General features: G+C 67.3%; 25 protein-coding genes and 1 pseudogene. 7 read left to right on the top strand and 19 right to left on the bottom strand.

Annotated elements, in window-relative coordinates; all coding sequences use genetic code 11:
• Positions 1–11: 11 nt before the first annotated feature.
• Positions 12–1,424: an 8-oxoguanine deaminase gene (locus tag DIE21_RS24135; RefSeq protein ID WP_124500074.1), complete on the bottom strand. Its 1,413-nt coding sequence runs from the start codon at positions 1,422–1,424 to the stop codon at positions 12–14.
• Between the two features lie 511 nt (positions 1,425–1,935).
• On the opposite strand from DIE21_RS24135, the gene uraH reads away from it, so the two are divergent.
• Both uraH and DIE21_RS24120 read left to right on the top strand, forming a co-directional pair.
• Complete coding sequence (gene uraH, locus DIE21_RS24125; RefSeq protein ID WP_124500072.1) at positions 1,936–2,289, top strand: hydroxyisourate hydrolase; 354 nt, start codon at positions 1,936–1,938, stop codon at positions 2,287–2,289.
• Positions 2,290–2,341: 52 nt separating this feature from the next.
• A complete protein-coding gene (locus tag DIE21_RS24120; protein WP_124500071.1) occupies positions 2,342–3,535 on the top strand; it encodes a urate hydroxylase PuuD in 1,194 nt (397 codons plus the stop codon).
• Positions 3,536–3,620: 85 nt separating this feature from the next.
• Here DIE21_RS24120 and DIE21_RS24115 read toward each other — a convergent pair whose 3' ends face one another.
• Positions 3,621–4,031: an ACT domain-containing protein gene (locus DIE21_RS24115; RefSeq protein WP_124500070.1), complete on the bottom strand. Its 411-nt coding sequence runs from the start codon at positions 4,029–4,031 to the stop codon at positions 3,621–3,623.
• 244 nt (positions 4,032–4,275) lie between these two features.
• A complete protein-coding gene (locus DIE21_RS24105; protein WP_124500069.1) occupies positions 4,276–4,680 on the bottom strand; it encodes a RidA family protein in 405 nt (134 codons plus the stop codon).
• 151 nt (positions 4,681–4,831) lie between these two features.
• On the opposite strand from DIE21_RS24105, the gene DIE21_RS24100 reads away from it, so the two are divergent.
• On the top strand, positions 4,832–5,824 hold the full coding sequence (locus tag DIE21_RS24100; RefSeq protein WP_124500068.1) for a LysR family transcriptional regulator: 993 nt from the start codon (positions 4,832–4,834) through the stop codon (positions 5,822–5,824).
• A gap of 62 nt (positions 5,825–5,886) precedes the next feature.
• Here DIE21_RS24100 and DIE21_RS24095 read toward each other — a convergent pair whose 3' ends face one another.
• The 11 genes from DIE21_RS24095 to DIE21_RS24045 all read right to left on the bottom strand — a co-directional run bounded on the left by DIE21_RS24095 (position 5,887) and on the right by DIE21_RS24045 (position 16,106).
• On the bottom strand, positions 5,887–6,399 hold the full coding sequence (locus DIE21_RS24095; protein ID WP_124500067.1) for an ureidoglycolate lyase: 513 nt from the start codon (positions 6,397–6,399) through the stop codon (positions 5,887–5,889).
• On the bottom strand, positions 6,396–7,409 hold the full coding sequence (gene alc, locus DIE21_RS24090) for an allantoicase (RefSeq protein ID WP_124500066.1): 1,014 nt from the start codon (positions 7,407–7,409) through the stop codon (positions 6,396–6,398). Before alc ends, DIE21_RS24095 begins: the two co-directional genes overlap by 4 nt.
• A gap of 62 nt (positions 7,410–7,471) precedes the next feature.
• Positions 7,472–7,993, bottom strand: coding sequence for a 2-oxo-4-hydroxy-4-carboxy-5-ureidoimidazoline decarboxylase (gene uraD, locus DIE21_RS24085; protein ID WP_124500065.1), 522 nt, complete (start codon positions 7,991–7,993; stop codon positions 7,472–7,474).
• On the bottom strand, positions 7,990–8,943 hold the full coding sequence (puuE, locus tag DIE21_RS24080) for an allantoinase PuuE (protein WP_121859001.1): 954 nt from the start codon (positions 8,941–8,943) through the stop codon (positions 7,990–7,992). Before puuE ends, uraD begins: the two co-directional genes overlap by 4 nt.
• A 150-nt stretch (positions 8,944–9,093) precedes the next feature.
• Positions 9,094–9,930 carry an aspartate/glutamate racemase family protein gene (locus DIE21_RS24075; RefSeq protein ID WP_124500064.1) on the bottom strand — a complete coding sequence of 279 codons (837 nt, stop codon included), beginning with the start codon at positions 9,928–9,930 and terminating at the stop codon, positions 9,094–9,096.
• Between the two features lie 10 nt (positions 9,931–9,940).
• Positions 9,941–11,425, bottom strand: coding sequence for an NCS1 family nucleobase:cation symporter-1 (locus tag DIE21_RS24070; RefSeq protein WP_124500063.1), 1,485 nt, complete (start codon positions 11,423–11,425; stop codon positions 9,941–9,943).
• 149 nt (positions 11,426–11,574) lie between these two features.
• The gene (locus DIE21_RS24065; protein WP_124500062.1) at positions 11,575–12,279 is read right to left on the bottom strand and encodes a GntR family transcriptional regulator; all 705 of its coding nucleotides are present in this window, start codon (positions 12,277–12,279) and stop codon (positions 11,575–11,577) included.
• 307 nt (positions 12,280–12,586) lie between these two features.
• On the bottom strand, positions 12,587–13,525 hold the full coding sequence (gene ldcA / locus DIE21_RS24060) for a muramoyltetrapeptide carboxypeptidase (RefSeq protein ID WP_124500061.1): 939 nt from the start codon (positions 13,523–13,525) through the stop codon (positions 12,587–12,589).
• Positions 13,526–13,633: 108 nt separating this feature from the next.
• Positions 13,634–14,215: a tRNA adenosine(34) deaminase TadA gene (gene tadA, locus DIE21_RS24055; protein WP_124500060.1), complete on the bottom strand. Its 582-nt coding sequence runs from the start codon at positions 14,213–14,215 to the stop codon at positions 13,634–13,636.
• Positions 14,212–14,613 carry a DnaJ family domain-containing protein gene (locus DIE21_RS24050; RefSeq protein WP_057925390.1) on the bottom strand — a complete coding sequence of 134 codons (402 nt, stop codon included), beginning with the start codon at positions 14,611–14,613 and terminating at the stop codon, positions 14,212–14,214. The genes tadA and DIE21_RS24050 overlap by 4 nt, the downstream gene beginning before the upstream one ends.
• 272 nt (positions 14,614–14,885) lie before the next feature.
• Positions 14,886–16,106, bottom strand: a complete 1,221-nt coding sequence (locus DIE21_RS24045; protein WP_124500059.1) for an MFS transporter — start codon at positions 16,104–16,106, stop codon at positions 14,886–14,888.
• 297 nt (positions 16,107–16,403) lie between these two features.
• Between DIE21_RS24045 and DIE21_RS24040 the strand changes: the two are divergent.
• A pseudogene (locus tag DIE21_RS24040) lies at positions 16,404–16,632 on the top strand (IS30 family transposase); the annotation flags it as partial.
• A gap of 51 nt (positions 16,633–16,683) precedes the next feature.
• Here DIE21_RS24040 and DIE21_RS24035 read toward each other — a convergent pair.
• From DIE21_RS24035 to DIE21_RS24025, 3 genes are all read right to left on the bottom strand, one after another.
• The gene (locus DIE21_RS24035; protein WP_124500058.1) at positions 16,684–16,956 is read right to left on the bottom strand and encodes a hypothetical protein; all 273 of its coding nucleotides are present in this window, start codon (positions 16,954–16,956) and stop codon (positions 16,684–16,686) included.
• A 149-nt stretch (positions 16,957–17,105) separates the two neighbouring features.
• On the bottom strand, positions 17,106–17,351 hold the full coding sequence (locus DIE21_RS24030; RefSeq protein WP_185642834.1) for a hypothetical protein: 246 nt from the start codon (positions 17,349–17,351) through the stop codon (positions 17,106–17,108).
• Positions 17,348–17,629: a DUF4148 domain-containing protein gene (locus DIE21_RS24025; protein ID WP_124500110.1), complete on the bottom strand. Its 282-nt coding sequence runs from the start codon at positions 17,627–17,629 to the stop codon at positions 17,348–17,350. The genes DIE21_RS24030 and DIE21_RS24025 overlap by 4 nt, the downstream gene beginning before the upstream one ends.
• Positions 17,630–17,899: 270 nt before the next feature.
• Between DIE21_RS24025 and DIE21_RS24020 the strand changes: the two genes are divergently transcribed.
• The 3 genes from DIE21_RS24020 to DIE21_RS24010 are packed head-to-tail and all read left to right on the top strand — an operon-like array spanning position 17,900 to position 24,060.
• Positions 17,900–21,130 (top strand): efflux RND transporter permease subunit, encoded by a 3,231-nt coding sequence (locus DIE21_RS24020; RefSeq protein WP_124500057.1) that lies wholly within the window; start codon positions 17,900–17,902, stop codon positions 21,128–21,130.
• A 49-nt stretch (positions 21,131–21,179) separates the two neighbouring features.
• Positions 21,180–22,535, top strand: a complete 1,356-nt coding sequence (locus DIE21_RS24015) for an efflux RND transporter periplasmic adaptor subunit (RefSeq protein ID WP_124500109.1) — start codon at positions 21,180–21,182, stop codon at positions 22,533–22,535.
• Between the two features lie 31 nt (positions 22,536–22,566).
• Complete coding sequence (locus tag DIE21_RS24010) at positions 22,567–24,060, top strand: efflux transporter outer membrane subunit (RefSeq protein WP_124500056.1); 1,494 nt, start codon at positions 22,567–22,569, stop codon at positions 24,058–24,060.
• Here DIE21_RS24010 and DIE21_RS24005 read toward each other — a convergent pair.
• Positions 24,041–25,522 (bottom strand): heavy metal sensor histidine kinase, encoded by a 1,482-nt coding sequence (locus tag DIE21_RS24005; protein ID WP_124500055.1) that lies wholly within the window; start codon positions 25,520–25,522, stop codon positions 24,041–24,043. The two genes, DIE21_RS24010 and DIE21_RS24005, sit on opposite strands and share 20 nt — an antisense overlap.
• Positions 25,519–26,196, bottom strand: a complete 678-nt coding sequence (locus tag DIE21_RS24000) for a heavy metal response regulator transcription factor (protein WP_124500054.1) — start codon at positions 26,194–26,196, stop codon at positions 25,519–25,521. Before DIE21_RS24000 ends, DIE21_RS24005 begins: the two co-directional genes overlap by 4 nt.
• Between the last annotated feature and the right edge of the window lie 3 nt (positions 26,197–26,199).

Genomic DNA, 26,199 nt, shown 5'->3' with positions numbered 1-26,199 from the left:
AGGCCCGTGCGTCAGCGCGACGCCTCCACGAGGGCCTGCGCAAGCGCGTTATGGCGCTCGATGACGGGCGGCAGGTCGAGCGTCGCGAGCCGCCCTTCCCGCACCACCACCTTCCCGTTCACCACCGTGTACGCCGTCTGCGACGGCGCACAGAACACGAGCGCCGCGACCGGATCGTGCAGCGCGCCCGCGAACAGCGGCTGGCGCAGGTCGAACGCGGCGAAGTCCGCGGCCATGCCGGGCTTCAGCGCGCCGATATCGTCGCGGTTCAGCACCTTCGCGCCGCCGAGCGTCGCGATCTCGAGCGCTTCGCGCGCGGTCATTGCATCGGGCCCGAAGCCGACCCGCTGCAGCAGCAGCGCCTGCCTTACTTCCGCGACCATCTGCGCGCCGTCGTTCGACGCGGAACCGTCGACGCCGAGGCCGACCGGCACACCCGCGAGACGCATCTTCTTCACCGGTGCGATGCCCGATGCGAGCCGCATGTTCGAGCACGGACAGTGCGCGACGCCGGTGCCGGTGCGCGCGAACAGGCCGATGCCCGCGTCGTCGAGCTGCACGCAGTGCGCGTGCCACACGTCGTGACCGACCCAGCCGAGATCTTCCGCGTATTCGGCGGGCGTCATCCCGAACTTCTCGCGGCTGTACGCGATGTCGTTGACGTTCTCGGCCAGGTGCGTGTGCAGCGACACGCCATGCTCGCGCGCCAGCACGGCCGCGTCGCGCATCAGGCCGCGGCTTACCGAGAACGGCGAGCACGGCGCAACGACCACCCGCAGCATCGCGTAGCGGCCTTCGTCGTGATAGGTCTCGATCAGGCGCTGCGCGTCGCGCAGGATGTCGGGCTCGCGCTCGACGACCGAATCCGGCGGCAGCCCGCCGTCGCGCTGGCCGACGCTCATCGCGCCGCGGCTCGCGTGAAAGCGCATGCCGATCCGCTGCGCGGCGCCGATGCTGTCGTCGAGCCGGCTGCCGTTCGGGTAGATGTACAGATGGTCGCTCGACGTCGTACACCCCGAGTGCAGCAGCTCGGCCATCGCGGTGAGCGTCGACACCTCGATCATCTCCGGCGTCAGGTACGCCCAGATCCGGTACAGGTTCGTGAGCCAGCCGAACAGCTCGGCGTTCTGTGCGGCCGGCACCGCGCGCGTGAGGCTCTGGTACATGTGATGGTGCGTGTTCACGAGCCCGGGGATCACGAGGTGGCCGCGCAGGTCGAGCACTTCGTCGGCCGTATCGGGCAGCTCGGCGCTCGGTCCCACGGCGACGATCCGGTTGTCTTCGACGTAAAGCCCCGCGTCGCGCAGTTCGCGGCGCGTGTCGTCCATGGTCACGAGCACGTCGGCGTGCTTGACCAGCAGGGTTTTCGGGCGGGATGAGGATGGGTGCGGCGCGCGTGCGCCGGCGTGCTGCTCGAGGTTCATGCGTTCTCCGCGTCGTTCTGCCCCCGGGAACCGCTCCCGGAGACGCTCACAAGGCCGTTCGAACGCTGATGCGCGGCACGCCCCGGTGCCTGCGTCCGTTCGAACGCGCTGGCCCGGTTACCCGGCGTGAATGCCGTCTTCGGGGTACGCGCGGGCTCGAAGGCCGACGCGCACGGCGGCAGCATCGCCCAAGCGCGCGCGGCGCACAATGCGCGATCCGCAATACCGTGCTTCACGGATTCGATATGGTACGCCGCCCGCGGCCCGCCGGGCGCGGGAATCCGGGGCGGCGGACCGCTCCCGGCACGCCGTCGACAGCGGCTCATGCGCGGCGCATTATCTTCGATATCGCGCCCGTATTTGCGCGGGGAACCTTTTTACAATGCCTGCACGGCGCTCGCTTCAATCTCGCCGACGGGTATGTAGCCACGTGACGTGGAGCCTCGATCCGCCGCACAGTCAATGGATCGAGTCGCCGCCGAACCTCGCATTCACACAAGGACAATTGCGAATGGGAAAGCTCACTACCCACGTACTCGATACGGCGCACGGCCGTCCCGGCGCGTCCATCAAGGTGGACCTCTACGCGCTGGACGGCGATTCGCGCCGCGCGATCAAGACCGTGCTGACCAATAGCGACGGCCGCTGCGACGAACCGCTGCTCGAAGGTGCCGCGCTCGCCGCCGGCGAATACGAACTCGTGTTCCATGCCGGCGACTACTTCGCGTCGCTCGGCGTGAAGGTGCCCGAACCCCGCTTCGTCGACCGCGTCGTGCTGCGCTTCGGCATCGCCGACACTGCATCGCACTACCACGTGCCGCTGCTCGTGTCGCCGTGGTCGTACAGCACCTATCGCGGCAGCTGACACCGTATCGGCTGCCCGCATCAAGACAACGATCTGAGTCTGGAGGAGTTTCATGGAAGGCTTCATCACCGACTGGCTGAACCTCGCGCTGCGATGGCTGCACGTCATCGTCGCCATTGCGTGGATCGGCGAGTCCTTCTATTTCGTCGCGCTCGACAACAGCCTGAAACCGCCTGCCGACGCGAACCAGCGCAAGCGCGGCGTGTTCGGCGAACTGTGGCACGTCCACGGCGGCGGTTTCTACAACATGCAGAAGTACACGGTCGCCCCGCCGGAAATGCCGGATGACCTGCACTGGTCGAAGTGGCCGTCGTACACGACCTGGCTGTCGGGCTTCTCGCTGTTCTTCGTGCTGTACCTGCTCGCACCGAACACGTACCTGATCGACAAGAGCGTGCTCGACATGGGCCCGGTGGTCGCCGTCGCATCCGCGCTCGGCTTCCTCGCGGCCGGCTGGATCGTCTACGATTCGCTGTGCCGCCTCCTCGGCACCAACGATCGCGTGCTCGGCATCTGCGTCGGCCTCTACGTCGTCGCCGCCGCCTACCTCGCCTGCCACATCTTCGCCGGTCGTGCCGCATACCTGATCGTCGGCGCGATGCTCGCGACGATCATGTCGGCGAACGTGTTCTTCGTGATCATCCCCGGCCAGCGCAAGATGGTCGACAAGATGCTCAAGGGCGAAGAGCCGAACCCGATCTACGGCAAGCGCGGCAAGCAGCGCTCGGTGCACAACACGTACTTCACGCTGCCCGTCGTGTTCGCGATGCTGTCGAACCACTATGCGATGACGTACACGAACAAGTTCAACTGGGTCGTGCTCGTGCTGATCATGCTGGCCGGTGCGCTGATCCGTCAGTTCTTCGTGATGCGCCACCGCGGCAAGCAGCTGTGGTACCTGCCGATCGGCGGCGTCGCCCTGCTGTCGGGCGCCCTGGTATGGACGATGCCGAAGCCGGTCGCGCCGGAAGCGCAGGCGGCGAACGCGCCGAAGATCGTGATCAACGACATCATGCCGATCCTGCAGCAGCGCTGCGTCGAGTGCCACTCGGCCAAGCCGACGCTGATGGGCAGCGCGCCCGCCGGCGTGATGTTCGACACGCCGGACGAAGTGTCGAAGAACGCACAGCGTATCTACGAACAGGCCGTGCGCCTGAAGGCGATGCCGATCGGCAACGTCACGCACATGACCGACGACGAGCGCGTGAAGCTCGCCGCGTGGTTCGAGGGTGGCGCGACGAAGTAAGCTGCCGCGTGCCGGCGCGTCGGCCCCCTCTCCGTTCGCGGGCCCGGAAACGGGCCCGTTTTTTTGCGTGCGGCGGAAGCGTGCGTCAGCCGCGCGACGCGTCGCGCTGCAGCGCGATCAGCGCGTCGAGCGCGCGCGCACCGTCGCCGAATGCGACGAAGATGTGGTCGTGGCACGCGGCCGCCATCACGTTGCAGCTGATGCCGGCCGCGCCGAGCGCCTGCGCGAACGCGGCCGTCAGACCGACCGCCTGCAGGTCGGAATGCACGGTCAGCGTGATCCACGCGGCGCGGAACAGCACGGGCCAGCCGCGGCGGGCGGCCGTTTCCTCGCTGACGATCACCGTCAGCCCTTCGGCTTCCTGGAAGGTGGCGATCGTTTCGGATAACGATACGTCGGTGCCGTTCGGCAGCGACACGAACGCATACGCGCCCGGATGCAGCTCGGGCTGCATCGTGCGCAACAGGGTCGCGAGGTCGTTTTCAGGTTGGCTCATCGGCGGGAATCGCCCGGCATGGACGTCGTCGGGTGGCAATGCGGGCACGATAGCACGCGTGATGGCCGGCGCCGTCGTGATGAACACGCGGACGCCGGAGATCGCCGTGCGCCGGTTCGACACGCCGACGCCGTCCGATTCAACGTCGCTTGCCGCGCTGCTGCATCGCGCGGACGAACGGGAGCCGCCGGTCGCGCCGCGGCGCGCCGCCGACACGGCAAGCAATCGCGCGGTCGAGCCCGGCTCACCCGTCGACCGTCTCCGGCAGCCGGGCGATCACCTTGATCTCGAACTGGAAGCCGTACAGCCAGGTCACGCCGACGGCGGTCAGCGTCGGATGCGGTGCGTCGCCCCAATACTCGGGAACGATCTGCCAGATCCGCTCGAAGGTCGCTTCGGGATCGACGAGGAATACCGTCACGTCGACGACATCGTCAAACGTGCAGCCGGCCGCGCGCAGCACCGCGTTCAGGTTCTCGAACGCGCGCCGCACCTGAGCGCCGAGTTCCGGCTCCGGCGATCCGTCGTCGCGGCTGCCGACCTGGCCGGACACGAACAGGAAACCGTTCGACTTCACGGCCGGTGAATACCGGTTACGCTCGTACAGCGCCCGGCGCCCGGGTGGGAAAACTGCGCTACGCTTCGTCATGCCAATCCTCCATTCATCGATGGGGCAAACCGCCCCGGTCTCAACGATGGAGGCACTTTAAGGACCGCTGCCTGATCGATAAACAGGCAACCGTGTCCAGCACTGTTTGCGAAACCCAAACAATTTCCGAGCGACGCGGAGCGCAGACCCGATGGATCGATTCGACGCGATGCAGGCGTTCGCCCGCGTGGTGGAGGCCGGCAGCTTCACGAAGGCGGCCGGGACGCTGCACATGAGCCGGACCACCGTCACGCAGCTGGTACAGCAGCTGGAAGCGCGGCTGCGCGTGAAGCTGTTCAACCGCACGACGCGCAAGGTCGTCGTCACGGCCGACGGCGCCGCCTACTACGAGCGCGTGGTGCGGCTGCTCGCCGACATGGACGACGCCGAGACGAGCCTGTCGGGCGCGTCGGCGTCGCCGCGCGGGCGGCTGCGCGTCGACGTGCCGAGCCCGTTCGCGCGGCTGATCCTGATTCCCGCGCTGCCCGCGTTCCACGCGCGCTATCCGGACATCCAGCTCGACATGGGCGTCAGCGACCGCGTGGTGGACGTGATCGGCGAGAACGTCGACTGCGTCGTGCGCGGCGGCGAGCCGGCGGACCAGGCACTGGTCGCGCGCCGCGTCGGCGACCTGCGGCTCGGCGTCTACGCATCGCCCGACTATCTGGCGCGCGCGGGCACGCCATCGCACCCGGCGGAGCTCGAGGACACGCATCACCGGATCGTGGGCTTTCTGTGGGCGCGCACCGGCAAGGCGCTGCCGTATGCGATGGAACTCGACGGCGAGCGGATCAACGTGCGCGGGCGCTACGTGCTGGCGGTCGACGACGGCAACGCGTACCTCGAGGCCGGCCTCGCCGGTCTCGGCATCCTGTGGCTGCCCGACTACATGGCCGAGCGGCACCGTGCGCATGGCGCGCTGGTGCCGCTATTCGAGCACTGGCGGCTCGATCCGATGCCGATGTATGTGGCTTACCCGCCGAACCGGCACATCAGCGCGAAGCTGCGCGTGTTCATCGACTGGATCGCCGAACTGACAGCGCAGCATGCGCCGCTCGCCGACAGGCGCCGCAGCGGCGGCGACATGCACGGCAAGTCCGGCGCGCGCACGCGTCGTGCGCGCATCCGGCACGGCGGTGCATAAAAAAACCCGCGCACCGTGCGCGGGTTTCGTCGAACGCCGTCATGACTGCGCGAGCCGAACGCTCAGGCCGTCAGCGCATCCAGCGCGTCCTCGCTGAGCCACAGCGATTCCTGCAGGTCCTGCTCGTTCAGGTTCAGGCCGTCACCGCCGCGATCGACGACGATGAAGTCGCTGACGCCGCCCAGCGCGATCAGCGGGTGATGCCACACGCCCTTCGCATAGTTGACGCCCTGCCACCCGCTCGTCACGAACGCGCGGATCTTCGACGGATCGAGATCGCCCGCCGGCGCGACGACGACGAGATACGGCTGGTCGTTCAGCGGCACGAATGCCTGGCTGCCGAGCGGATGGCGCTCGAGCATCTTGACCTCGAACGGCAGCGTGCGCGGCTGGCCGCGAAACAGGTTGACGAGCGTGCGGCCGTCTTCGTCCGTCACGTCGACTTTGGCGAGATCGTGAAAGCGGATCGTCGTGCCGAGGTTGATCGGAATCTGCTTCGCGCCTTCCGTTTCGATCACGTCGCCGAACGGTGCGAACGCTTCCCGGGTCAGCGGTTCGATGGCAAGCGTCTTCATTTGTCGAGCGTCCCCCACAGACGCAGGCGCGATACGCCGCCGTCCGGAATGATGTTCAGGCGCACGTGGGTCACCGGGCCCAGCGATGCGATTTCGTGTTCGAAGTCGTGCTGCTTGTCCATCTGCAGCTTCTGTTCGCCGAGCAGCACCGGCCAGAACATCGACTGCGTGATCAGCGAGCTGTCGGTGCCGCCCGACACGTACGCGGCCTGGATCGAGCAGCGGTCCGGATAGTTGCCCTTGAAGAACGCGGTGTCGACTTCGATCTTGCGGATCACGCCCGGCTGCGCGAGCGCGATGATCGCCCAGTCGTTGCCCGGTTCGCGGCGGCGGCGGGTTTCCCAGCCGTCGCCCATGTTCACGCCACGGCCCGGCAGCAGCAGGTTCGACGCGACGCCGAAGTGCTGGTTGTTCGCGGCCACCACGTAGCCGCCGCTCTCCATCGCCGCGAGGTCGAACTGCTCGGTCGCGCTCGCGCCGGCCCAGTCGAGCTGCGGCTGGCCGTACACGCGCAGGCGCGCGATGCCGCCGTCCGGATAGATGTTCACCCGCAGGTGCGTGAACGCGCGGGCGTCGCTCGCCGCGACGTAGTGATGGCTGTTGCCCTGCAGTGTAGTCGACGGCACGATCTCGACCCACTCGGTCGCATGCGTCGGCGCGCCGTCGGCCACGAACGCGGCCTCGATCGACGCGGCCGGCGGGAAGTTGCCGGTGAAGTGGCTCGTGTCGATGTCGAAACCCTTGATCACGCCCGGCCGCGCGAGCTTGACGATGCACCAGTCGTAGCCCGTCGTGCGCTTGCGGCGCGTCTCCCAGCCGTCCATCCATTTGCCGTGGTCATCGTACTTGCCGGGGATGAACACGGCCGGCTCGGGGTTCAGCATCCGGTCCTTCGGCGCGAAGAAGTCGTCGCTGGCCTCGAGCGCCTGCGCACCGAGACGCGGGTCGGCGAGGTTCACGTAGCGCCGCGTGAAATCGGGTGCATCGGGATCGAGAAGCGGAACAGCCATGATGTTTCCTTGTTTCAGTAAAGCGATCGGGCCGCTGCGATGCAGCAGGCCGTGTTGCGGGGTCAGGCGTCGATCAGGTCGTCGAGGCGGAAGCGCGCGATCCGGTAGATCTGGTCGAGGCTCGTGCGCAGTTCCTCGGTGCGCGAATGATTCACGCGCGACTCGAAGTTCGCGATGATGCCGTGCCGGTCATAGCCGCGCACCGCAAGGATGAACGGGAAGCCGAACTTCTCGCGATACGTGCGGTTCAGCGTCAGCAGCTTGTCGAATTCTTCCTGCGTGCACTGGCCGAGACCCGCGCCGCTCTGCTCGCGCGTCGACTCGGCCGTCAGCTCGCCGCGCACGGCGGCCTTGCCGGCCAGCTCCGGGTGCGCGTTGATCAGCGCGAGCTGGCGCACTTCGCCGCCCGTCTCGACCGCATTCGACATCGTCTTGTGCAGCGCGTCGATGCTCGCGAACGGCCGCTCGCCCGCGGCAACCTCGGCCACCCACGGCGAATGTTCGAAGATCCCCGACAGCGCCGCGACGAATGCGCTCGGCGCCATCGTGTTCAGTTGATCCAACGTGTAACGCATCGCCTTCATGCTTTCCCTTCGTTTCGATGATTGGGCTGATACGGATGATGCTCACGCCAATGACGCGCGATATCGACACGGCGCGTCACCCATACGCGATCGTGCTTCTCGATGTGGTCGAGGAACCGCTGCAGCCCGCGGAAACGTCCCGGACGGCCGAGCAGACGGCAGTGCATGCCGATCGACAGCATCTTCGGCGCCTCGTCGCCCTCCGCGTACAGCACGTCGAACGCGTCGCGCAGGTAATCGAAGAAGTGATCGCCGGTGTTGAAGCCCTGCGGCGTCGCGAAGCGCATGTCGTTCGTATCGAGCGTGTACGGGACGATCAGTTGCGGCGACGTGCCGCCGCCCGACACCTCGACGTCCATCCAGAACGGCAGGTCGTCGCCATAGTTGTCCGAGTCGTACAGGAAGCCGCCGTATTCCGCGACGAGACGGTGCGTGTTCGGGCTGTCGCGGCCGGTGTACCAGCCGAGCGGACGCTCGCCCGTCACGCGCTCGATCGCCTCCATCCCGAGACGCATGTGCTCGGCCTCGAGCTCGGGCGTCATGCTCTGGTAGTGGATCCAGCGCCAGCCATGGCACGCGATCTCATGACCGAGCTCGACGAACGCACGCGCGAGTTCCGGATGGCGCTCGATCGCCATGCCGACGCCGAATACCGTCAGCGGCAGCCCGCGCTTCTCGAATTCGCGCAGGATGCGCCACACGCCGGCACGCGAACCGTATTCGTAGATCGACTCCATGCTCATGTGGCGGTCCGGATACGCGGCCGCGCCGACGATTTCGGACAGGAACTGCTCGGAGCCCGGGTCGCCGTGCAGCACGCAGTTCTCGCCGCCCTCCTCGTAGTTCAGGACGAATTGCACGGCGACGCGGGCACGCCCGGGCCAGTTCGCCTGCACGGGATGGCGGCCATAGCCGATCAGGTCGCGAGGATAGTTGGGATCGAGTGACATGGGTTCGAAGTGCGGCGATAGCTTGCTGGGATAATGGGTTCGCATCGGCCCGCGCGGGTGCCGGAGGCCGGCCGCGCGGGCCGATGCGATGACGGCCCAGTGTAGCGAAAAGGTGCATACGCGCCCATACAGCCGCGCAGATAGTGCATGTCAGACGGCGTGTATGTGCGGTTGCGGCAAACTCGGGATCGGTTCCGGTGCGGCGATCCCGCTGCGCGCCGTGGCGGCACCCGGCACGGCCGCCGAGGCGGCGTCCGGCGGGCTGAAACGCTCGAATTCGCCGTCGTAGCGCTTCGGCAGCGGCCGCGCATAGTCGCCGCGCTTCGCGGTCGCGAGGCGCAGCGCCACGAGCGCCTCGGCCCACTTGACGGCCGCCGTCACGCCCTCCACCACCGGCGCGCCGATCTGCTGCTCGATCTCGTGCGCGAATTCGGCCATCCCCGCACAGCCGAGCACGATCGCGTCGGCGCCGTCCTCGTCGAGCGCGCGCCTGCATTCGTCGACGATGATCCGCCGCGCGGCCGAGCCTGGCCGGTCGAGCTCGAGCACCGCGACGTCGGTCGCGCGCACGTTGCGGCAGAACCGCTTCATCCCGTAGCGCTCGGCGAGATGCCATGCCATCCCGCAGGTGCGCGCGAGCGTCGTGACGACCGAGAAGCCCGGCGCGAGCACGCTCGCCGCGTGCATCGCCGCCTCGGCGATCCCGATCACCGGCCCGCGCGCGACCTCGCGCGCCGCATAGAGGCCCGGATCGCCGAAACACGCGATCACGTACGCATCGCAACCGTCGCGCTCGCCCTGCGCGATCTCGGCCAAGAGGCCGGGCGTCGCCAGCGCCTCGTCGTAATAGCCTTCGATCGACGGCGGCCCCATCGGCGGGCTCACCGCGACGATCTCCGTGCCTGCCGCCGCGACTTCGCGCGCGCATCGGCCCATTGCATCGGTCATCCGCTGCGTCGTGTTCGGATTGATCAGCTTGATCTTCATCGCGCGCGCCTCAGGCCTTCGTGCTCACGAGCAGCCGGTAGAACACGAAACCGAGCCCCGCGCCGATGAACCACGAGAAGTTCGCGGCGGCCTGCCAGCCCGGCACCATCACGCAGATGACGGCGATCACCGCGGCCGGCAGCAGCGCGGCGAGCGCCCGACGGTTCACGCCGCCCGTGTACCAGTAGGTGCCGCGCTCCGACATCGTATACAGGTCGTCGCGCACGAGCCGGCCGCGCTTGACGAGGTAGAAGTCGGCGATCAGCACGCCGTACAGCGGGCCGATGAATGCGCCGAGCACGTCGAGCGTGTAGTGGATCACGGCCGGGTTGTTGAACAGGTTCCACGGCGTGATGAAGATCGACGCGACGGCCGCGAGCATCCCGCCCGCGCGCCAGCTGATCAGCCGCGGCGCGACGTTCGAGAAGTCGAACGCGGGCGACACGAAGTTCGCGACGATATTGATGCCGATCGTGGCGATCGTGAACGTCAGCGCGCCGAGAATCACCGCGGTCGGATGGTCGATGCGGCCAACCGTTTCGACGGGGTCGGTGATGAGTTCGCCGAACACCGGCAGCGTCGCGGCCGTCGTGATCACCGTGACGAGCGAGAACGCGAGGAAGTTGACCGGCAGCCCCCAGAAGTTGCCGCGCTTCACCTCGCCGAACGAGCGGCAGTAGCGCGAGAAGTCGCCGAAATTCAGCATCGGCCCGGAGAAGTACGACACGACGAGCGACACGGCCGTGATCATCACCGGAATCACTTCCGCGCCGTGATACTTGACGCCGCCGAGGTTGAGGCCGATATTGCGCCAGCCCGCGCGCCACACCATGTAGCCGGCCAGGATGAACATCACGACGTAGACGGCCGGGCCCGCGAAGTCGATGAACTTCTTGATCGTCTCCATCCCGTTCCAGAACACGAACGCCTGCAGCACCCACAGCAGCATGAAGCCGGCCCAGCCGACCGCCGACAGCCCGAGGAAACCGTAGCGATGGACGTCCGCATACGGCAGCCATTGCGGAAAGAATTTCAGCACGACGATCACGAGCGCGCTGGACGCGAGATAGGTCTGGATGCCATACCATGCGATCGCGATCAGCCCGCGGATCACGGCCGGCACGTTCGCGCCGAGCACGCCGAACGTCGCGCGGCACGCGACCGGATACGGCACGCCGATCTGCTGGCTCGGCCGCGCGATCAGGTTGCACAGCCGGTTCACGATCGTGATGCCGACGATCAGCGCGATCAGCACCTGCCAGCTCGTCAGCCCGAGCGCGAACAGGCTGCCCGCGAACACGTAGCCGCCGACGCTGTGCACGTCCGACATCCAGAACGCGAAGATGTTGTACGCCCCCCATGTCTGATTCTTCAGGGGTGCCAAATCTTCGTTATACAAACGTTGACTGTAACCGTCAGGCATCGCGGGGCCGCCGCCCTCGCCGCCTTCTTCCGCCGGATACGCGCTGTCGTGCGCCACACTGAACTGAGCCATGACTTCTCCTTGACGCGGCCGAACGGCCGCTCCACCGCCATCGATATCGCTCCGGATCGTTGCCCGGAGTCGGACTGGCGGCCGGCGGCGCGAACCGCCGGCCTGCATTGCTCTCGTCGTATGGCGCGCGGGCCGGTTCGCGTCGCCGCTCAGGCGCCGCCGAACACTTCGCGCAAATCGACCTGCCCTTGCGCGGGCCGGTCCAGCATCTTCAATTCGACATGCTGCAGGTGGTGCGCCATCAGCGCCGCCGCCCGCTTCGGATCCCCCGCCTCCAGCGCGGTCAGGATCTCGTCGTGATCGTCGAACGAGCACGGGCTGCGCCCGTGCGATTCGTACAGTGCCGACATCAGCGTCGAGCGTGCGACCAGCCCGTCGAGGCACTCGCAGAGCGTCGCGTTGCCCATCAGCGCCGCGAGCGCCGTATGGAATTCGCCCGACAGGCGGATCCACGCTGCGAAGTCGTGCCGCTCGAACGCCTTGCGTTCCTTGTCGATCAGCGCGGCGACGCCCTTCAGCCGCTTCGCGCCCGGTCCCGTCGCGAGCCGCTCGACGACGGCCAGCTCGATGATCCTGCGCATCTCGAACACCTCGTGCACGTCCTGCAGCGTCGGACTCGCGACAAATGCACCTCGGTTCGGCTCGAGATCGACCAGCTTGTCGGCCGCGAGCTGCGCGAGCGCCTGCCGGATCGTCCCGCGCTTCACGCCGAACACGTCGCAGAGCTGCGCCTCCGTCAGCTTCGCGCCGGGCGCGAGCCGATGCTCGAGGATCGCGGTGCGAATCCGCTCGGCGATCGCTTCGGGACCGGCGGTGCCGGACGGATGGGAATCGGGCTCGTTCATGATCTGCATCGTGTGATGGTCCTCATCCTAGGATGGACATAAAGATTGTCAACAATTCTTTTCCGGAAATGCGCACAATTGGTGTGCACCCCGTCGTACCAGATCCGTGCGCGGCGCACGAAATCCAGGCACATCAAGGCTCCCATGCTTATCCAAGGCGGCTCACGGTGTATACCCTCCCGGTCATTTTGTTGACAAAAATGGGGCATGCGACGACGCCATCCGATTGATGCCGACGAAAATTTCTGACCGTTAGTTGCACATTTACTTGAAGAAAAAGGCGGGAAACCCCGCCTTTCGATGGTACCTGCCCGGCTCAGCCGAGATGCGGATAGTCCGACAGCGTCAGCCGGAAGCCGTGCGCATTCGCGACGAGTTGCGCCTGCGCGCCGAACGGCAGCGTCAGCAGGTCCGGCACGTGACCGAACTGCAGCCCCGTGACGACCGGGATGCCGACCACCGAGCGCACCTGGTCGATCATCGCCTGCATGTCGTAGCCGTTGTCGTACTCGAACGGCCGCGCGCCGGTAAACTGCCCGAGCACGAGCGCCTGCTGGCGCGCGAGCAGCCCCGACAGGTGCAGCTGGTAGATCATCCGTTCGATCCGGAACGGCTGTTCGTTCACATCCTCGACGAACAGGATGCCGCCTTCGATATCGGGCATGTACGGCGTGCCGACGAGCGACGTGAGGATCGCGAGGTTGCCGCCCCACAGCGTGCCCGTCACGTTCACGGTCTGCACCTGCGGCGCTTCGGCGATGATCGTCGTGGTCGGCTGCGACAGCGTCTGCCAGAAGTGCCGCATCGTGAAGTCGCTCGGCGTTTCCGCGCCGAAGTCGGCCGACAGCATCGGGCCGCCGAAGGTCTTGATGCGCGCCTTCGCGTATAGCGCGAGCTGGACCGCGGTGAAGTCGCTGTGACCCACGAGCACGATCGGCTGGTCGCGCAGGCGGCGCTCGAGCCCGCGATAGTCGAGTCCGTGCAGGATGCGCGCGGCGCCGTAGCCGCCGCGCACCGCGAGCGCGATGTCCGGCAGCGCGCGCTCCGGATCCGCCAGGCGGTTCAGGTCGCCGGCCCGCTCGCCGTCGGTCCCGCCGAAACGCTGAAAGCGGCGCTGCGTCGCCTCGATGTTCTCGATCCGATGCTGCGCGCCGCTCAGGCGTTCAAGCGCACGATTGATCGCATCGGGATCATGCGGATAACCGGACGGTGCCAGCAGGCGGATGGTGTACGACGCGGCGGACTGGAAGGACATGGCGAAAGGTATCGGGGTCGTCAAACCTGCTTAGAGGGTCCGAACCGTCTCCGGTTCACGGAACCGTGCGGGCCGCCCCGCTCCGGGCGACGGGCGCGGCGGCAACGCTTATGACGCGCCGGATTCGGCGTCGCGGGCGCGCCGTGCTTCACGCAACGCGCGGCGGCGCGCCGCGAAGAACGACTTCAGCGCGGCGCCGCACTCGTCGGCGAGCACGCCGCCGGTCACGTCGGTGTGGTGGTTGAGCTGCGGATTCGCGAACGCGTCGATCACGCTGCCGCACGCGCCCGTCTTCGGGTCGGCGGCGCCGTAGACGACCCGCGCGATGCGCGCGTGCATGATCGCGCCCGCGCACATCAGGCACGGCTCCAGCGTCACGTACAGCTCGCAGCCGGGCATCCGGTAATTCTGCAGATGCTGCGCGGCCATGCGCAGCGCCGCCATTTCCGCATGGGCCGACGGGTCGTGCCCGCCGATCGGATGGTTGAAGCCGCGTGCGATCACCTCGTCGCCGCGCACGAGCACCGCGCCGACCGGCACTTCGCCGGCCGCGCGCGCCTCTTCGGCGGCGGCCTGCGCGAGACGCATGAAGTGCAGGTCGCGCGCCGACACGGGCGCGGCTTCGGGAACGGGAGCATCGGAAGCGGCAGCGGATTCGGCTGCCGCATCGTGCAGCGCGTCGGTGCTCACATCGGCCCCGCTTCGGCGGGCACGTCGTCGAGCCCGCGCTCGCACAGACGTTCCGCGATGCGCCGGCAATAGTCGCGCGGCATCACCATCGGGCCGCCGCGCAGCGATTCGAGCGCCATGTCGAGGGCAAGGATCTTCGCCTGCAGCCGACAGCGTGCGGCGCGGTCGCTGACCGCCTGCAGTTCGTCCTGCAGGTTGCGCAGCGCGCGCAGTTGCTCGACGGCCGGCGGCACGAAGCCCGCATTCTTCAGGATACGGTTGGCCACCCGCACCTCCTCGGGTACGAGCAGGTCGTCATCCAGCGCTTGCGGCGCGCCGGTACCCGGCAAATCGTCGAACTCGCCCCGCGCGGCGGCGGCGGCAATTCGTTGTTCGACCAGTGCGTCAAGCAGTCTCATCAGTCAATCGGAACAATGCGGCAGCCGAATTCTAGCAGGGTGACGCGCGGATGACAGGCCCTTCGAAGGGTTGCTCGACATCGGTTTTTTTAGGGGCCGAATCGATGCGCATGCGTGCCGAACGCCGCGACTTGCCGCTGTGCTGCGCCGCAGCAGGCTCAGCGAGGATCTGGCGCGGTTTGAACGGGCGATGTCCGACCCCGTTTTTTATTTTCGTCCGGGCAGATCGGCGCACGTCGTTTCGCCGAAATCGCCGTTTCGTCGCCGCCGGGTCATGCGGCGACCGGCTGCGACCGCTCCTTCTTGGGAAACGGCCGGAACATCATCGCGACGAGGAACGCGCCGATGCCGATCGCGAACGATCCGAGGTACAGCCAGCCGTAGCTGCCCAGCGCATCGACGATCAGGCCGCCGGCGACCGGCCCCGCCGCCATCCCGAGGCTGCCGGCCATCGCGCAGCCGCCGATCACGGTGCCCATCATCCGCAGCGGGAAGTTCTCGCGCGCAAGCACCGCGTAGAGCGGCATCACGCCGGCATAGATGAAGCCGAACAGCGTCGCGACCGCGTAGAACCCGTCGAGCGTGCGCACGAAGTAGTAACCGAGCGCGCCGAGCGCCTGCGCGAGCAGCCCCGCCACCAGCATGCGTTTCGCGCCGAGGCGATCGCCCAGCAGTCCGAACGCGATGCGCCCGCCCATGCCGGCGAGCCCCTCGACGCTGTAGATCGACACCGCCGCGATCAGCGGGATCCCGCAGGTCACCGCGTAGCTGACCGTATGGAAGATCGGGCCGGAGTGCGTCGCGCAGCAGAAGAAGTTGGTCAGCAGCAGCACGATGAACTGCGGCGAACGCAGCGCGCCGCCGACCGACAGCGGCGCGGTCGCGGGCCCACCTGCAGGCGCCGGCTCGACGTGCGGCCCGTCGAGCGCCGGCGCACGGCGCACGAGCAGCGACGCCGGAATCATCACGACGGCGGCCAGCGCGGCGATCAACAGCATCGACGTGCGCCAGCCGTGGCCCGACACGAGCCAGGCCGCGAGCGGCGACATCGTCATCGGCGCCATGCCCATGCCGGCCGACACCAGCGATACCGCGAGGCTGCGGTGCGTGTCGAACCAGCCGGTCACGCATGCCATCATCGGCGCGAACACCGCGGCCGTCGCGCCGCCGACGGCCAGCCCGAACATCAGCTGGAACGCGAGCAGCGACGGCGCACGGCTCGCGAGCGCCAGGCTCGCCGACAGCAGCACGGCGCCCGTCACGACCACCGCGCGCGTGCCGATGCGGTCCGACAGGCTGCCCCAGCCGATGCTCGCGAACGCCATTGCAATGAAGCCGAGCGTCATCGCGGCGGAAATGCCGGTCATCGACCAGCCGGTGTCGCGTGCGATGGCCCGCAGGAACACGGGCAGCGAAAACATCGCGCCGATCGCGATGCAGCCCATCAGGCCGCCGGCAGCGACAATCACCCAGCGATAGCGGGAATCAGGCATCTGGCATCTCCTTTCTCTGCGTCGTACCGGCATCGATGGGGAAAACCGGGCTCCGGCCGCGCGCGGGCGCGGGCGCCCGGTCAGCCCGGTCGATATCAATACGACGAACGACGTAGCGGGAAATCGACACGCGCGGCACAAGCGCGCGCGAAGGTCCGGCTGCCGGCGACGATGCGCCCGACATGCGTCAGGCCGATTCGGCGTGATGGGCACGCGGTCGCTGTCCAGTGGCTGTCCAGCGGCCGCCCCGCGACGGACACCTCGGCCCGGAAGCGTCCGGCCTGGTCCGCCATGCGCACAACGGTCGCCAGGGAACTGACACGTAACGCTGCAACTTGTAGCGGCCAGCTCGAGTATCGGGCTTCGGTTGCGCAGTGGAAGGCGGAACTGATTTGTCAAAAGACCCAAACCGTGGAAACTGGTGACTGACCTACGGCTGCGCCGCTATGCGCAAGACGGTTTGGAGAGCAAGGTTCGCGACGCTGATGGCCGTGAAATTTCCGGGCCTCGGCAAGCGCCGTTCAAAGTGATATTTGCCGTCTGTCGTGAGGGTGCGACACGGACAATCTGATTCCCATCAGATGTAATGGGAATCAGATTGATGAAGCGACAACCTACGGACCCGATTAGGGATTTTGAAGGAATTCAACATCTGCTGCGAGGAAAGCAGCGTAAGCGGCATCCATGCGGAAAAAGCGCCACGCGATGTGGCGCCTTCTGCCGGGAAATTGAGCATCGACGGTTCAGATGGTTCGATCTGGCGTATGGATTGATAAAGAATATTTAATAAACGCATTGAAAAATGGTTCGATAACGGGGCGCCGTTGCCGCACTCGAGCGCAGTCCGCATGCAGCAACAGCCTTCTTATGGTCGCGCGGACCCCGATATACGTACTTTGAAAGGATCTCAAGCGCGCCCAATCCGCAATTCGGAGTGGCAAGTCAACCAAGCATCCAATCCGGGCCACACATCGGCAATTCAACCCGTGACGACCAGTCTCAGATTCGCCATGTCGCGGCGCGCCTGTCCGTCTTGCCGACGTCCTTCGACGAGGCCGATGCGGTCCGCGACCGCGAGTCATCCGACACCCACGTCGGATGAAGCTCGCGGAGCACACTGGCACGACCGCCGTCGTCGCTCGGCAAGTTCGGCTGCCCGCGCGCAAAGGCCAGCGCGGCCGTCGCCGCGAGCAACGCCGCGACGCCCAGCCGGGAATGGAGCTTCATCGCGCGCCTCCGCTTCATTGCGCACTCGCGGTCGATACGGACGTTGTAGCAGCGGCCGTGGCGGTGCGCTGTTCTCCGTGCGCGATCGCGTAGAGCTCGCGATTGCGTGCGACCGTCGCCGCGCTCGGCGGATAGTCAGAGTTTGACGTGGGCACGGTGCCATCGCGTTGTGCCTGAACGAGATCGGCGATCACGTCGGCGCGGGTTACGCCGGACGACGACGTTTGTGCGAAAGCGGCAACCGGCGTTCCGACGACGACGGCGAGCAGTGCGGCTGCGATCAGTTTGCGATTCATGATGAAACTCCTGAGAACGGTTCGATAAAGACGCATCGTCGATGCGCCGCCGGCGTGACCGCAATCGCGATTCGCCGCCTGACACCTCCATTCTGGCGATCGGCCCGTACCCGACGCTGACCGGTAGATGACAATTTTGAAATCCTCGTCCCGCGCACCGATAACAGTTTCGTAATCTTCGAGTCAGAGTCGGGTCAGCGCCGCGCCAGCAGACTGCATGCTCTGCCGCATCGAATGCGGTACCCATGCCCTGCTTCGAGGAACAACATCATGTGGATCGTCCGGCTGGCGTTGCGCAGGCCTTATACATTCGTCGTGCTCGCGCTGCTGATCTTCATCGCGGGGCCGCTCGCGATCCTGCGCACGCCGACCGATATCTTCCCGAACATCGACATTCCGGTCGTCAGCATCGTCTGGTCATACAACGGCTTCTCCGCCGAGGACATGGCCAAGCGGATCACGTCGAACTACGAGCGTGCGCTGACGTCGGATGTCGACGACATCGAGCACATCGAATCGCAATCGCTGAACGGCGTTTCGGTCGTGAAGATCTTCTTCCACCCCGGCGCGGACATCAATCGCGCGATCGCGGAAGTCGCGAGCAATTCCGCGTCGATCCTGCGGATCCTGCCGCCCGGCACGCTGCCGCCGAACATCATCACGTACAACGCATCGACGGTGCCGATCCTGCAACTCGGACTGTCCAGCGACACGCTTGCCGAACAGCAACTGTACGACCTCGGCAACAGCTTCATCCGCACGCAGCTCGCGACCGTGCAGGGTGCGGCGGTGCCGCTGCCGTTCGGCGGCAAGATCCGCCAGATCGTCGTCGACCTCGACACGCGCGCGCTGCAGGCGAAGGGCCTTGCGCCCATCGACGTGGTGAACGCGATCAACGCGCAAAACCTGATCCTGCCGGGCGGCACCGCGAAGATCGGCACGCGCGAGTACAACGTGCAGATGAACGGCAGCACGCAGACGGTCGCCGCGCTCAACAATCTGCCCGTCAAGACGATCGACGGCAACGTGGTCTATGTGCGCGACGTCGCGCACGTTCGCGACGGCTACGCACCGCAGACCAACATCGTGCGCATCAACGGCAAGCGCGCGGCACTGCTGACCGTCGAGAAGACCGGCAGCGCGTCGACACTGACGATCATCGACCAGGTCAAGGCGATGCTGCCGAAGATTGCAGCCGGCTTGCCGAAAGCGCTGCACATTTCCGCGCTCGGCGATCAGTCGGTGTTCGTGAAAGCGGCGATCCAGGGTGTCGTGCGCGAGGCGCTGATCGCGGCCTGCCTGACCGCGCTGATGATCCTGTTGTTCCTCGGCAGCTGGCGCGCGACGCTGATCATCGCGGTATCGATTCCGCTGGCCGTGCTCACGTCGCTGCTCGCGCTGGGCGCGCTCGGCCAGACCATCAACATCATGACGCTCGGCGGGCTCGCGCTCGCGGTCGGGATACTCGTCGACGACGCGACCGTCGCGATCGAGAACATCACGCATCATCTGGAACGAGGTGCGCCCCTGGAAGACGCCATCCTGACCGGCGCGGGTGAAATAGCCGTGCCGACCTTCGTGTCGACGCTGTCGATCTGCATCGTGTTCGTGCCGATGTTCATGCTGACGGGCGTCGCGCGCTACCTGTTCGTGCCGATGGCCGAGGCCGTGATCTTCGCGATGGTCGCGTCGTATTTCTTCTCGCGCACGCTGGTACCGACGCTCGCAATGGTACTGATGCGCGCGAAGGGTCACGGCCGGCCGCCGCGTGGCGCGTTCGCGCGCATCGCACGATTCCAGGCCGCGTTCGAAGGTCGCTTCGAGGCGGTCCGGCTGCGCTATCGCGCGCTGCTGTCGGCAGCGATCGCGCACCGTCGCCGTTTTGCGGCCGCGTTCCTGCTCGCGTGCGCCGCATCGACCGGCCTGTTCGCGTTCGCCGGCCAGGATTTCTTTCCGTCGGTCGACACGGGCGAGATCCGCCTGCATCTGCGCGCGCCGACCGGCACGCGGATCGAGGAAACCGCACGCCTCACCGACGAAGTGGAAGCGCGCATCCGGACCGTGATTCCGGCGAACGAACTGGCGGGCATGCTCGACAACATCGGCGTGCCGGTGAGCGGGATCAACCTCACGTACGACTCGTCCGACCCGATCGGCACCGAGGACGCGGACGTGATGATCTCGCTGAAGCCGAACCACGCGCCGACGGCAGCCTATGTCGCGAAGCTGCGCAACGTGCTCGCGCAGTCGTTCCCGGGTGTCACGTTCGCGTTCCTGCCGGCCGACATTGTCAGCCAGATTCTCAATTTCGGGCTGCCCGCGCCGATCGACATCCAGATCGTCGGCAACAAGCTGGACCAGAACCGTGCGGTGGCGAACGCGCTGCTCGCAAAACTGCGCGGCGTACGCGGCCTCGTCGATACGCGCATCCAGCAGCCCGGCGACGAACCTGCGATCAACGTCGACGTGGATCGCACGAAAGCGATCCAGGCCGGCCTTGAACAACGCGACATCGCACAGAACCTGTTGATCGCGCTGTCGGGCAGTTCGCAGACGACGCCGAACTTCTGGCTCGATCCGCGCAACGGCGTCAGCTACCCGTTGATCGTGCAGGCACCGCAGTATTCGGTCGACTCGCTGCAGGCCCTTGCGAACATACCGCTGCCGACGGACGGCACACGCTCGCCGCGGACGCCCGTCGGCGGCCCGGCCGCAGGCACGCCCGCACAGAACCTGCTGGGCGCATTGGGCGCATTCTCACGCGCGACGCAGCAGGCCGTGGTGTCGCATTACAACGTGCAGCCCGTGCTCGACATTTTCGCGTCGGTACAGGGCCGCGACCTCGGCGGCGTCACGGCCGACGTGACCAAGCTCGTCGACGATGCGCGTGCGCAACTCCCGCCCGGTTCGTCGATCGTGCTGCGCGGCCAGGTTCAGGCGATGCACGAATCGTTTGCCGGCCTGCTCGGCGGACTTGCCCTCGCGATCGCCCTCGTCTATCTGCTGATGGTCGTCAATTTCCAGTCATGGCTCGACCCGCTCGCGATCGTCGGCGGCCTGCCCGCGTCGCTCGCCGGCATCGCATGGATGCTGTTCGTCACGCGCACCACGCTGTCGGTACCTGCGCTGACCGGCACGATCCTGTGCATCGGCATCGCGACCGCGAACAGCATCCTCGTCGTCAACGCGGCGCGCGAGCTGATCGCGGGCGGTTCGCCGCCGTGGCAGGCCGCGCTCGACGCGGGATTCAGCCGCTTCCGTCCCGTCGTGATGACCGCGCTCGCGATGCTGATCGGCATGCTGCCGATGGCGCTCGGCCTCGGCGATGGCGGCGAGCAAAACGCCCCGCTTGGCCGTGCCGTGATCGGCGGGCTGGCGTTCGGCACGCTGTCGACGCTGCTGTTCGTGCCCATCCTGTTCGGATTCATTCACGCGTGGCTCGACCGACGCCGCGCGGCCGCCGCCGCCCGCCGCGCACAGGACATGCCGGTGGTGCCCTGATCGCGAACGCATGCCGATTTCCCTCGACTCGCCCGACTTCGAAACCATCATGAACGACACGACCGAACCTCTCGCCCCGCCGCTGGCTGCCGAACCGGAAACGATGCCACCTGCCGGGCATGGCGCGGCGCCGGAAACGCCGCCGCCCCGGCACGGCCGCAAGCTGGCGGTCCCGCTCGCCGCGCTTGGGGTCGCCGCCGCGCTGCTCGCGATCGGCATCGTGCCGCGCGTCGACGCGCGCGCCGCGCAGCGCCAGCAGGTGGCCGCGCAGCAGGCGCTGCCGGTGACCGTGATCCAGCCCGGCACCGCGCCGGCCGACCAGACGCTCACGCTGCCAGGCGCGGTGATGCCGTATGCCGAAGCGTCGATCTACGCGCGCACGAGCGGCTACATCGAGCACTGGGGCGCGGACATCGGCACGCATGTGAAGGCCGGGCAAACGCTCGCGCAGATCACGGCACCCGACCTCGACGCGCAGCTGCGCCAGGCGCGCGCGGACGCGGCGACCGCGCAGGCGAACTACGACTATGCGAAATCGACCGCGCAGCGCTGGCAGGACATGCTGAAGACGCAATCGGTGTCGCAGCAGGACACCGACACGAAGGTCGCCGACATGAACGCGAAGCGCGCGATGCTCTCATCCGCGCAGGCCAATGCCGCGCATCTGAACGAACTCGTGTCGTACGAATCGGTGACCGCGCCGTTCGACGGCGTCATTACCGCGCGCAACGTCGACGTCGGCACGCTCGTGACGGCCGGCGGCACGCCCGGCAGCCCCGGGCTGTCGGGCGAACTGTTCCATCTGGAGCAAACCGACACGCTGCGCGTGTTCGTCGACGTGCCTCAGGACAGCGCGGCCGGCGTATCGACCGGCACGTCCGTCTACCTGACCACGCAGCAGTATCCCGGGCGGCGCTTCGCCGCGCACGTCGCGCGCAGTGCGGGCGCGATCGATCCGGTGACGCGCACGCTGCGTGTCGAGATCGACGTCGACAATCGCGATGGCGCGTTGCTGCCCGGCGCGTACACCCAGGCACATCTGCTCGTGGCGAGCACGGCGCCGGCGTTCGAGCTGCCGGTCAGTGCGTTGCTGTTCCGGTCGAACGGCGTAACCGTCGCAACGATCGGCGCGAACGGCCGCACGGCGCTGAAAACCGTGCGGATCGGGCGTGATTTCGGCACGCATGTCGAGATCGTCGCGGGACTCGCCCCGACCGATCGCGTGATCGACAACCCGGGCGATTCGATCTCAAGCGGCGAAGCCGTGAAGATCATGTCGGTCGAGCACGGTGCGATGCCGGCAGCGCAACCGGATTCGGCAGCCGATATCCCGACAGCGTCACGCACGGCACCGCCCATGCCCGCTTCGACGCCCGTTACGTCGTCGGCGAACGCCCGCACCTGACCCGTCCATGCCTACCCGCGAGATCCCCGCCATGCGTCTCCTTCGCCTGCTCCCGTTCGCCCGCCGCGTCGTCGCGCTCGGCGTTGCCGCCGCGTTGGCCGCTTGCTCGACGCTGCCGCCCTATTCGCCGCCGGCTGTCGCCGTGCCCGCGCACTATGCCGGCGCACCGGCCGCGCAACCGGGCTGGCATGTCGCAGTGCCGGCCGATGCCGCGTCGCGCGGCGCGTGGTGGACCGTGTTCGACGACGCGGATCTGAACGCGCTCGAAGCGCGCGTCGACGTGTCGAACCAGACCGTGAAGAAAGCCGTCGCCGATCTGCAGCAGGCGCGCGCGCAGGTCAGCTACCAGCATGCGGGGCTCCTGCCGACCGTCACGGCCGGGGTGGCGCAAAGCCGTTCGCGCCTGTCGCGGAACAAGCTCGGCGCGTCGCTCGCGGGCAAGACGACACCCGACCATCAGGTCGGTCTGGCTGCGAGTTGGGAACCCGACGTGTTCGGCCGTGTGCGCGACGCGGTGGCGGGTGCGCAGGCGAACGCCGACGCGAGCGCGGCCGACTTGCAGGCCGTCAAGCTGTCGGTCACGGCCGAACTCGCGACCGACTATTTCGCGCTGCGCTCGCTCGATACGCAAAAGCGGCTGCTCGACGATACGGTGCACGCGTACGCGGATGCGCTGAAACTGCTGCAACAGCAGCTCGCCGCTGGCGCGATCGACGCATCCGCCGTCGCGCAAGCCGAAACCCAACTGGAATCGACCCGCACGCAGGACACCGACATCGACGCGTCGCGTGCGCAGCTCCAGCATGCAATCGCGACGCTCGTCGGCGAAAGCGCATCGACGTTCACACTGCCTCCGCGCGATCAAGCGTTCGACGTGCCTGCCATTCCAACCGGCGTGCCGTCGCAACTGCTCGAGCGACGGCCCGACATCGCGGCGGCCGAGCGCCGTGTCGCGGCCGCGAACGCGCAGATCGGCGAAGCGCACGCGGCGTTTTTCCCCGACCTCATGCTATCGGCGAGCGCGGGGCTGGAAAGCGGGTTCTTCGCGCCGTGGCTGACCGCGCCGAGCCTGTTCTGGTCGCTCGGTCCGCAACTCGTCGGCACGCTGTTCGATGGCGGGCGCCGCAGCGCGACGCTGCGCGGCGCACACGCGCAGTACGATGGCGACGTCGCCGACTATCGTCAGACCGTGCTGGCCGCTTTCCAGCAAGTCGAGGATCAACTGTCCACGCTCGATGCGCTTGCGTCCGAAGCCGCCAGTCAGCAGCGTGCGACCGCCGCGGCCGACCTGTCACTGCGGCTGACGACGAATCGCTTCAACGCGGGCGCCGTCAGCTATCTGGACGTGGTGACCGCGCAGACGATCGCACTGACGAATCAGCGCCAGACCGACCAGATCGCCGCACGCCGGATGGCGGCTTCGGTCGGGCTGCTGAAGGCGCTGGGCGGCGGCTGGCACGCGGGCGCGGAAAGCGCCGCGAGCGCCGCCGCGCCAGGCACGGCGATCAGGACGCAGGGGGCTTGACGAACGTCAGAATGAACCGCGTGCTCGCCGCGTCGCTTTCGACGCGCGCGGTGCCGCTGTGCAGCTCCATCACCGAGCGGACGATCGCGAGGCCAAGCCCGGCCGTGCCGCCCGGCACGCCGCCGCTGCGCGCGGGATCGCCGCGCACGAACCGGTCGAAAATGCGCGGCAGCAGCGCGGGATCGATCGGCTCACCGGGATTCTCGACGACGACGCGTACCGTGTCCGCCGATTCGGCGACGCTCAGTGCGATGACGCCGCCCGCGGGTGTATAGCGCAACGCATTCGCGAGCAGGTTGCCGACCGCGCGGCGGAACAACTCGACATCGGCGGTCAGCTGGCCATGCCCTTCGACACGCAGCGTCGAGCCTGCTTCATCGGCGAGCCCTTCGAAGTATTCGGCGATGCGCGCCAGCTCGTCATGCACGTCGAACGCGCGCTGCCGCGTCACGAAGGACGGGTGTTCGGCACGCGCGAGAAACAGCACGTTCTCGATCATCCGCGCGAGACGGTCGTATTCCTCGAGATTCGACTCGAGCAGCGCCTGGTATTCGTCGGGCGAACGCGGTCGGGCAAGTGCCACCTCGGTCGCGCCACGCATGTTGTTCAGCGGCGTGCGCAGGTCGTGCGCGAGATCGGCGCTGAATTGCGACAGATGCCCGAACGCTTGCTCCAGGCGGCCGAGCATCGCGTTCTGCGCATCGACGAGCGCGCGCAGCTCGCGCGGCGCGCGTGCGGCGTCGAGCCGCGCGTCGAGCTTGTCGACGGTGATCCGGCCGGTGTTCGCGACGATCTCGCGCAGCGGTACCAGTGCCGTGCGGATCAGCCCGTAGCTGAGCAGCATCGCGATGAGCGCACCCAGCCCGCCGGCAATCTTCAGCTTGTCGCGGTAGCCGTCGAGCAGCTCGGCGCGATCGCCCATATTGCGCGCGATCGCAATCCGGATCCGCGTACCGTCGCGCAGCATGGCGTCGGTGACGACGCCACGTACGGGCGTGCCGCCGTCGACGCTCCATGTCGAGATCCGATCAGCTGTAATGCGTTCGGCCGCCGGCACGGGCATCGCATGAGGCGGAAACAGGTCGGCATCGGGCAACACGGATGGCGCCGGCGACGCCGTGCCCGATGCCACCGCCGGCTGATCGTCGCGCTCGTTGCGCCCGACGTCGTGCCTTGCGAGCACATTGCCCCGAGCGTCGACCACGGCCATCGACAGGGCCGTGTTACCGAGCACCTGGCTCGTCAGCCGGTCCGCGTGCGCGCGCACGGCGTCGACCGAATCGAGTTCGCCCGCAAGCCGGCGCGTGTGTCGTGCGGCAAGCACGATGTCCAGGTCGTCCTGCGTGCTCACCTGCCGCTCGAGGCCGGTGTACACGTACGTACCGACGAGCGCGAAGACCGCAAGCATGGTCGCGCCAAACGAAAGCGCGAGCGTCGCGCCAAGCGACCGACCGGGCGTCATGCACCGCCCTTCGGTTCGAGCACGTAGCCCACGCCGCGCACCGTATGGATCAGCTTGATCGGAAACGCGTCGTCGATCTTCGCGCGCAACCGCCGGATCGCGACTTCGACGACGTTGGTGTCACTGTCGAAATTCATGTCCCACACGTACGAGGCGATCTGCGTGCGGCTCAGCACCTCGCTTTGCCGGCGTGCGAGCAGTTGCAGCAACGAGAATTCGCGCGGCGTCAGGTCGATCCGCACCGTACCGCGTTTCACGCGGCGGCGCACGACGTCGATTTCCAGATCACCGACCACGATTCGCTCGGTCTCGCGCGGGGGCCCGCGGCGGGCAAGCGTGCGGATGCGAGCGAGGAGTTCGACGAACGCGAACGGCTTCACGAGGTAATCGTCGGCGCCGAGTTCAAGACCGTGCACGCGGTCCTGCACATCGTCGCGCGCGGTCAGGAACAGCACGGGCGTGGCATGCGTGTCGCGCAGGCGCTTGAGCACGCCCCAGCCGTCGAGCACGGGCAGCATCACGTCGAGCACGATCACGTCGTAGTGCTCTTCCTTCGCGAGCATCAGCCCTTCCGCGCCGTCCTTCGCGAGATCGACGCTGAAGCCGGATTCCTCGAGCCCCTTCTTCAGATACGCGCCCGTCTTCGGCTCGTCTTCGACTATCAGGATGCGCATGAT

It is taken from the genome of Burkholderia sp. Bp9140, from assembly GCF_003853425.1.
In the GTDB taxonomy this organism is placed as follows: Bacteria; Pseudomonadota; Gammaproteobacteria; order Burkholderiales; family Burkholderiaceae; genus Burkholderia.
Note: the sequence above shows the minus strand (reverse complement) of the source record. Positions and strands in the feature narration are given on the sequence as shown.

Excerpts from the sequence above, each read along its gene's own strand:
- DIE21_RS24135 (WP_124500074.1), bottom strand. The coding sequence starts at position 1,424 with ATGAACCTCGAGCAGCACGCCGGCGCACGCGCGCCGCACCCATCCTCA.
- uraH (WP_124500072.1), top strand. The coding sequence starts at position 1,936 with ATGGGAAAGCTCACTACCCACGTACTCGATACGGCGCACGGCCGTCCC.
- DIE21_RS24120 (WP_124500071.1), top strand. The coding sequence starts at position 2,342 with ATGGAAGGCTTCATCACCGACTGGCTGAACCTCGCGCTGCGATGGCTG.
- DIE21_RS24115 (WP_124500070.1), bottom strand. The coding sequence starts at position 4,031 with ATGAGCCAACCTGAAAACGACCTCGCGACCCTGTTGCGCACGATGCAG.
- DIE21_RS24105 (WP_124500069.1), bottom strand. The coding sequence starts at position 4,680 with ATGACGAAGCGTAGCGCAGTTTTCCCACCCGGGCGCCGGGCGCTGTAC.
- DIE21_RS24100 (WP_124500068.1), top strand. The coding sequence starts at position 4,832 with ATGGATCGATTCGACGCGATGCAGGCGTTCGCCCGCGTGGTGGAGGCC.
- DIE21_RS24095 (WP_124500067.1), bottom strand. The coding sequence starts at position 6,399 with ATGAAGACGCTTGCCATCGAACCGCTGACCCGGGAAGCGTTCGCACCG.
- alc (WP_124500066.1), bottom strand. The coding sequence starts at position 7,409 with ATGGCTGTTCCGCTTCTCGATCCCGATGCACCCGATTTCACGCGGCGC.
- uraD (WP_124500065.1), bottom strand. The coding sequence starts at position 7,993 with ATGAAGGCGATGCGTTACACGTTGGATCAACTGAACACGATGGCGCCG.
- puuE (WP_121859001.1), bottom strand. The coding sequence starts at position 8,943 with ATGTCACTCGATCCCAACTATCCTCGCGACCTGATCGGCTATGGCCGC.
- DIE21_RS24075 (WP_124500064.1), bottom strand. The coding sequence starts at position 9,930 with ATGAAGATCAAGCTGATCAATCCGAACACGACGCAGCGGATGACCGAT.
- DIE21_RS24070 (WP_124500063.1), bottom strand. The coding sequence starts at position 11,425 with ATGGCTCAGTTCAGTGTGGCGCACGACAGCGCGTATCCGGCGGAAGAA.
- DIE21_RS24065 (WP_124500062.1), bottom strand. The coding sequence starts at position 12,279 with ATGCAGATCATGAACGAGCCCGATTCCCATCCGTCCGGCACCGCCGGT.
- ldcA (WP_124500061.1), bottom strand. The coding sequence starts at position 13,525 with ATGTCCTTCCAGTCCGCCGCGTCGTACACCATCCGCCTGCTGGCACCG.
- DIE21_RS24050 (WP_057925390.1), bottom strand. The coding sequence starts at position 14,613 with ATGAGACTGCTTGACGCACTGGTCGAACAACGAATTGCCGCCGCCGCC.
- DIE21_RS24045 (WP_124500059.1), bottom strand. The coding sequence starts at position 16,106 with ATGCCTGATTCCCGCTATCGCTGGGTGATTGTCGCTGCCGGCGGCCTG.
- DIE21_RS24035 (WP_124500058.1), bottom strand. The coding sequence starts at position 16,956 with ATGCGGACTGCGCTCGAGTGCGGCAACGGCGCCCCGTTATCGAACCAT.
- DIE21_RS24030 (WP_185642834.1), bottom strand. The coding sequence starts at position 17,351 with ATGAAGCGGAGGCGCGCGATGAAGCTCCATTCCCGGCTGGGCGTCGCG.
- DIE21_RS24025 (WP_124500110.1), bottom strand. The coding sequence starts at position 17,629 with ATGAATCGCAAACTGATCGCAGCCGCACTGCTCGCCGTCGTCGTCGGA.
- DIE21_RS24020 (WP_124500057.1), top strand. The coding sequence starts at position 17,900 with ATGTGGATCGTCCGGCTGGCGTTGCGCAGGCCTTATACATTCGTCGTG.
- DIE21_RS24015 (WP_124500109.1), top strand. The coding sequence starts at position 21,180 with ATGAACGACACGACCGAACCTCTCGCCCCGCCGCTGGCTGCCGAACCG.
- DIE21_RS24010 (WP_124500056.1), top strand. The coding sequence starts at position 22,567 with ATGCGTCTCCTTCGCCTGCTCCCGTTCGCCCGCCGCGTCGTCGCGCTC.
- DIE21_RS24005 (WP_124500055.1), bottom strand. The coding sequence starts at position 25,522 with ATGACGCCCGGTCGGTCGCTTGGCGCGACGCTCGCGCTTTCGTTTGGC.
- DIE21_RS24000 (WP_124500054.1), bottom strand. The coding sequence starts at position 26,196 with ATGCGCATCCTGATAGTCGAAGACGAGCCGAAGACGGGCGCGTATCTG.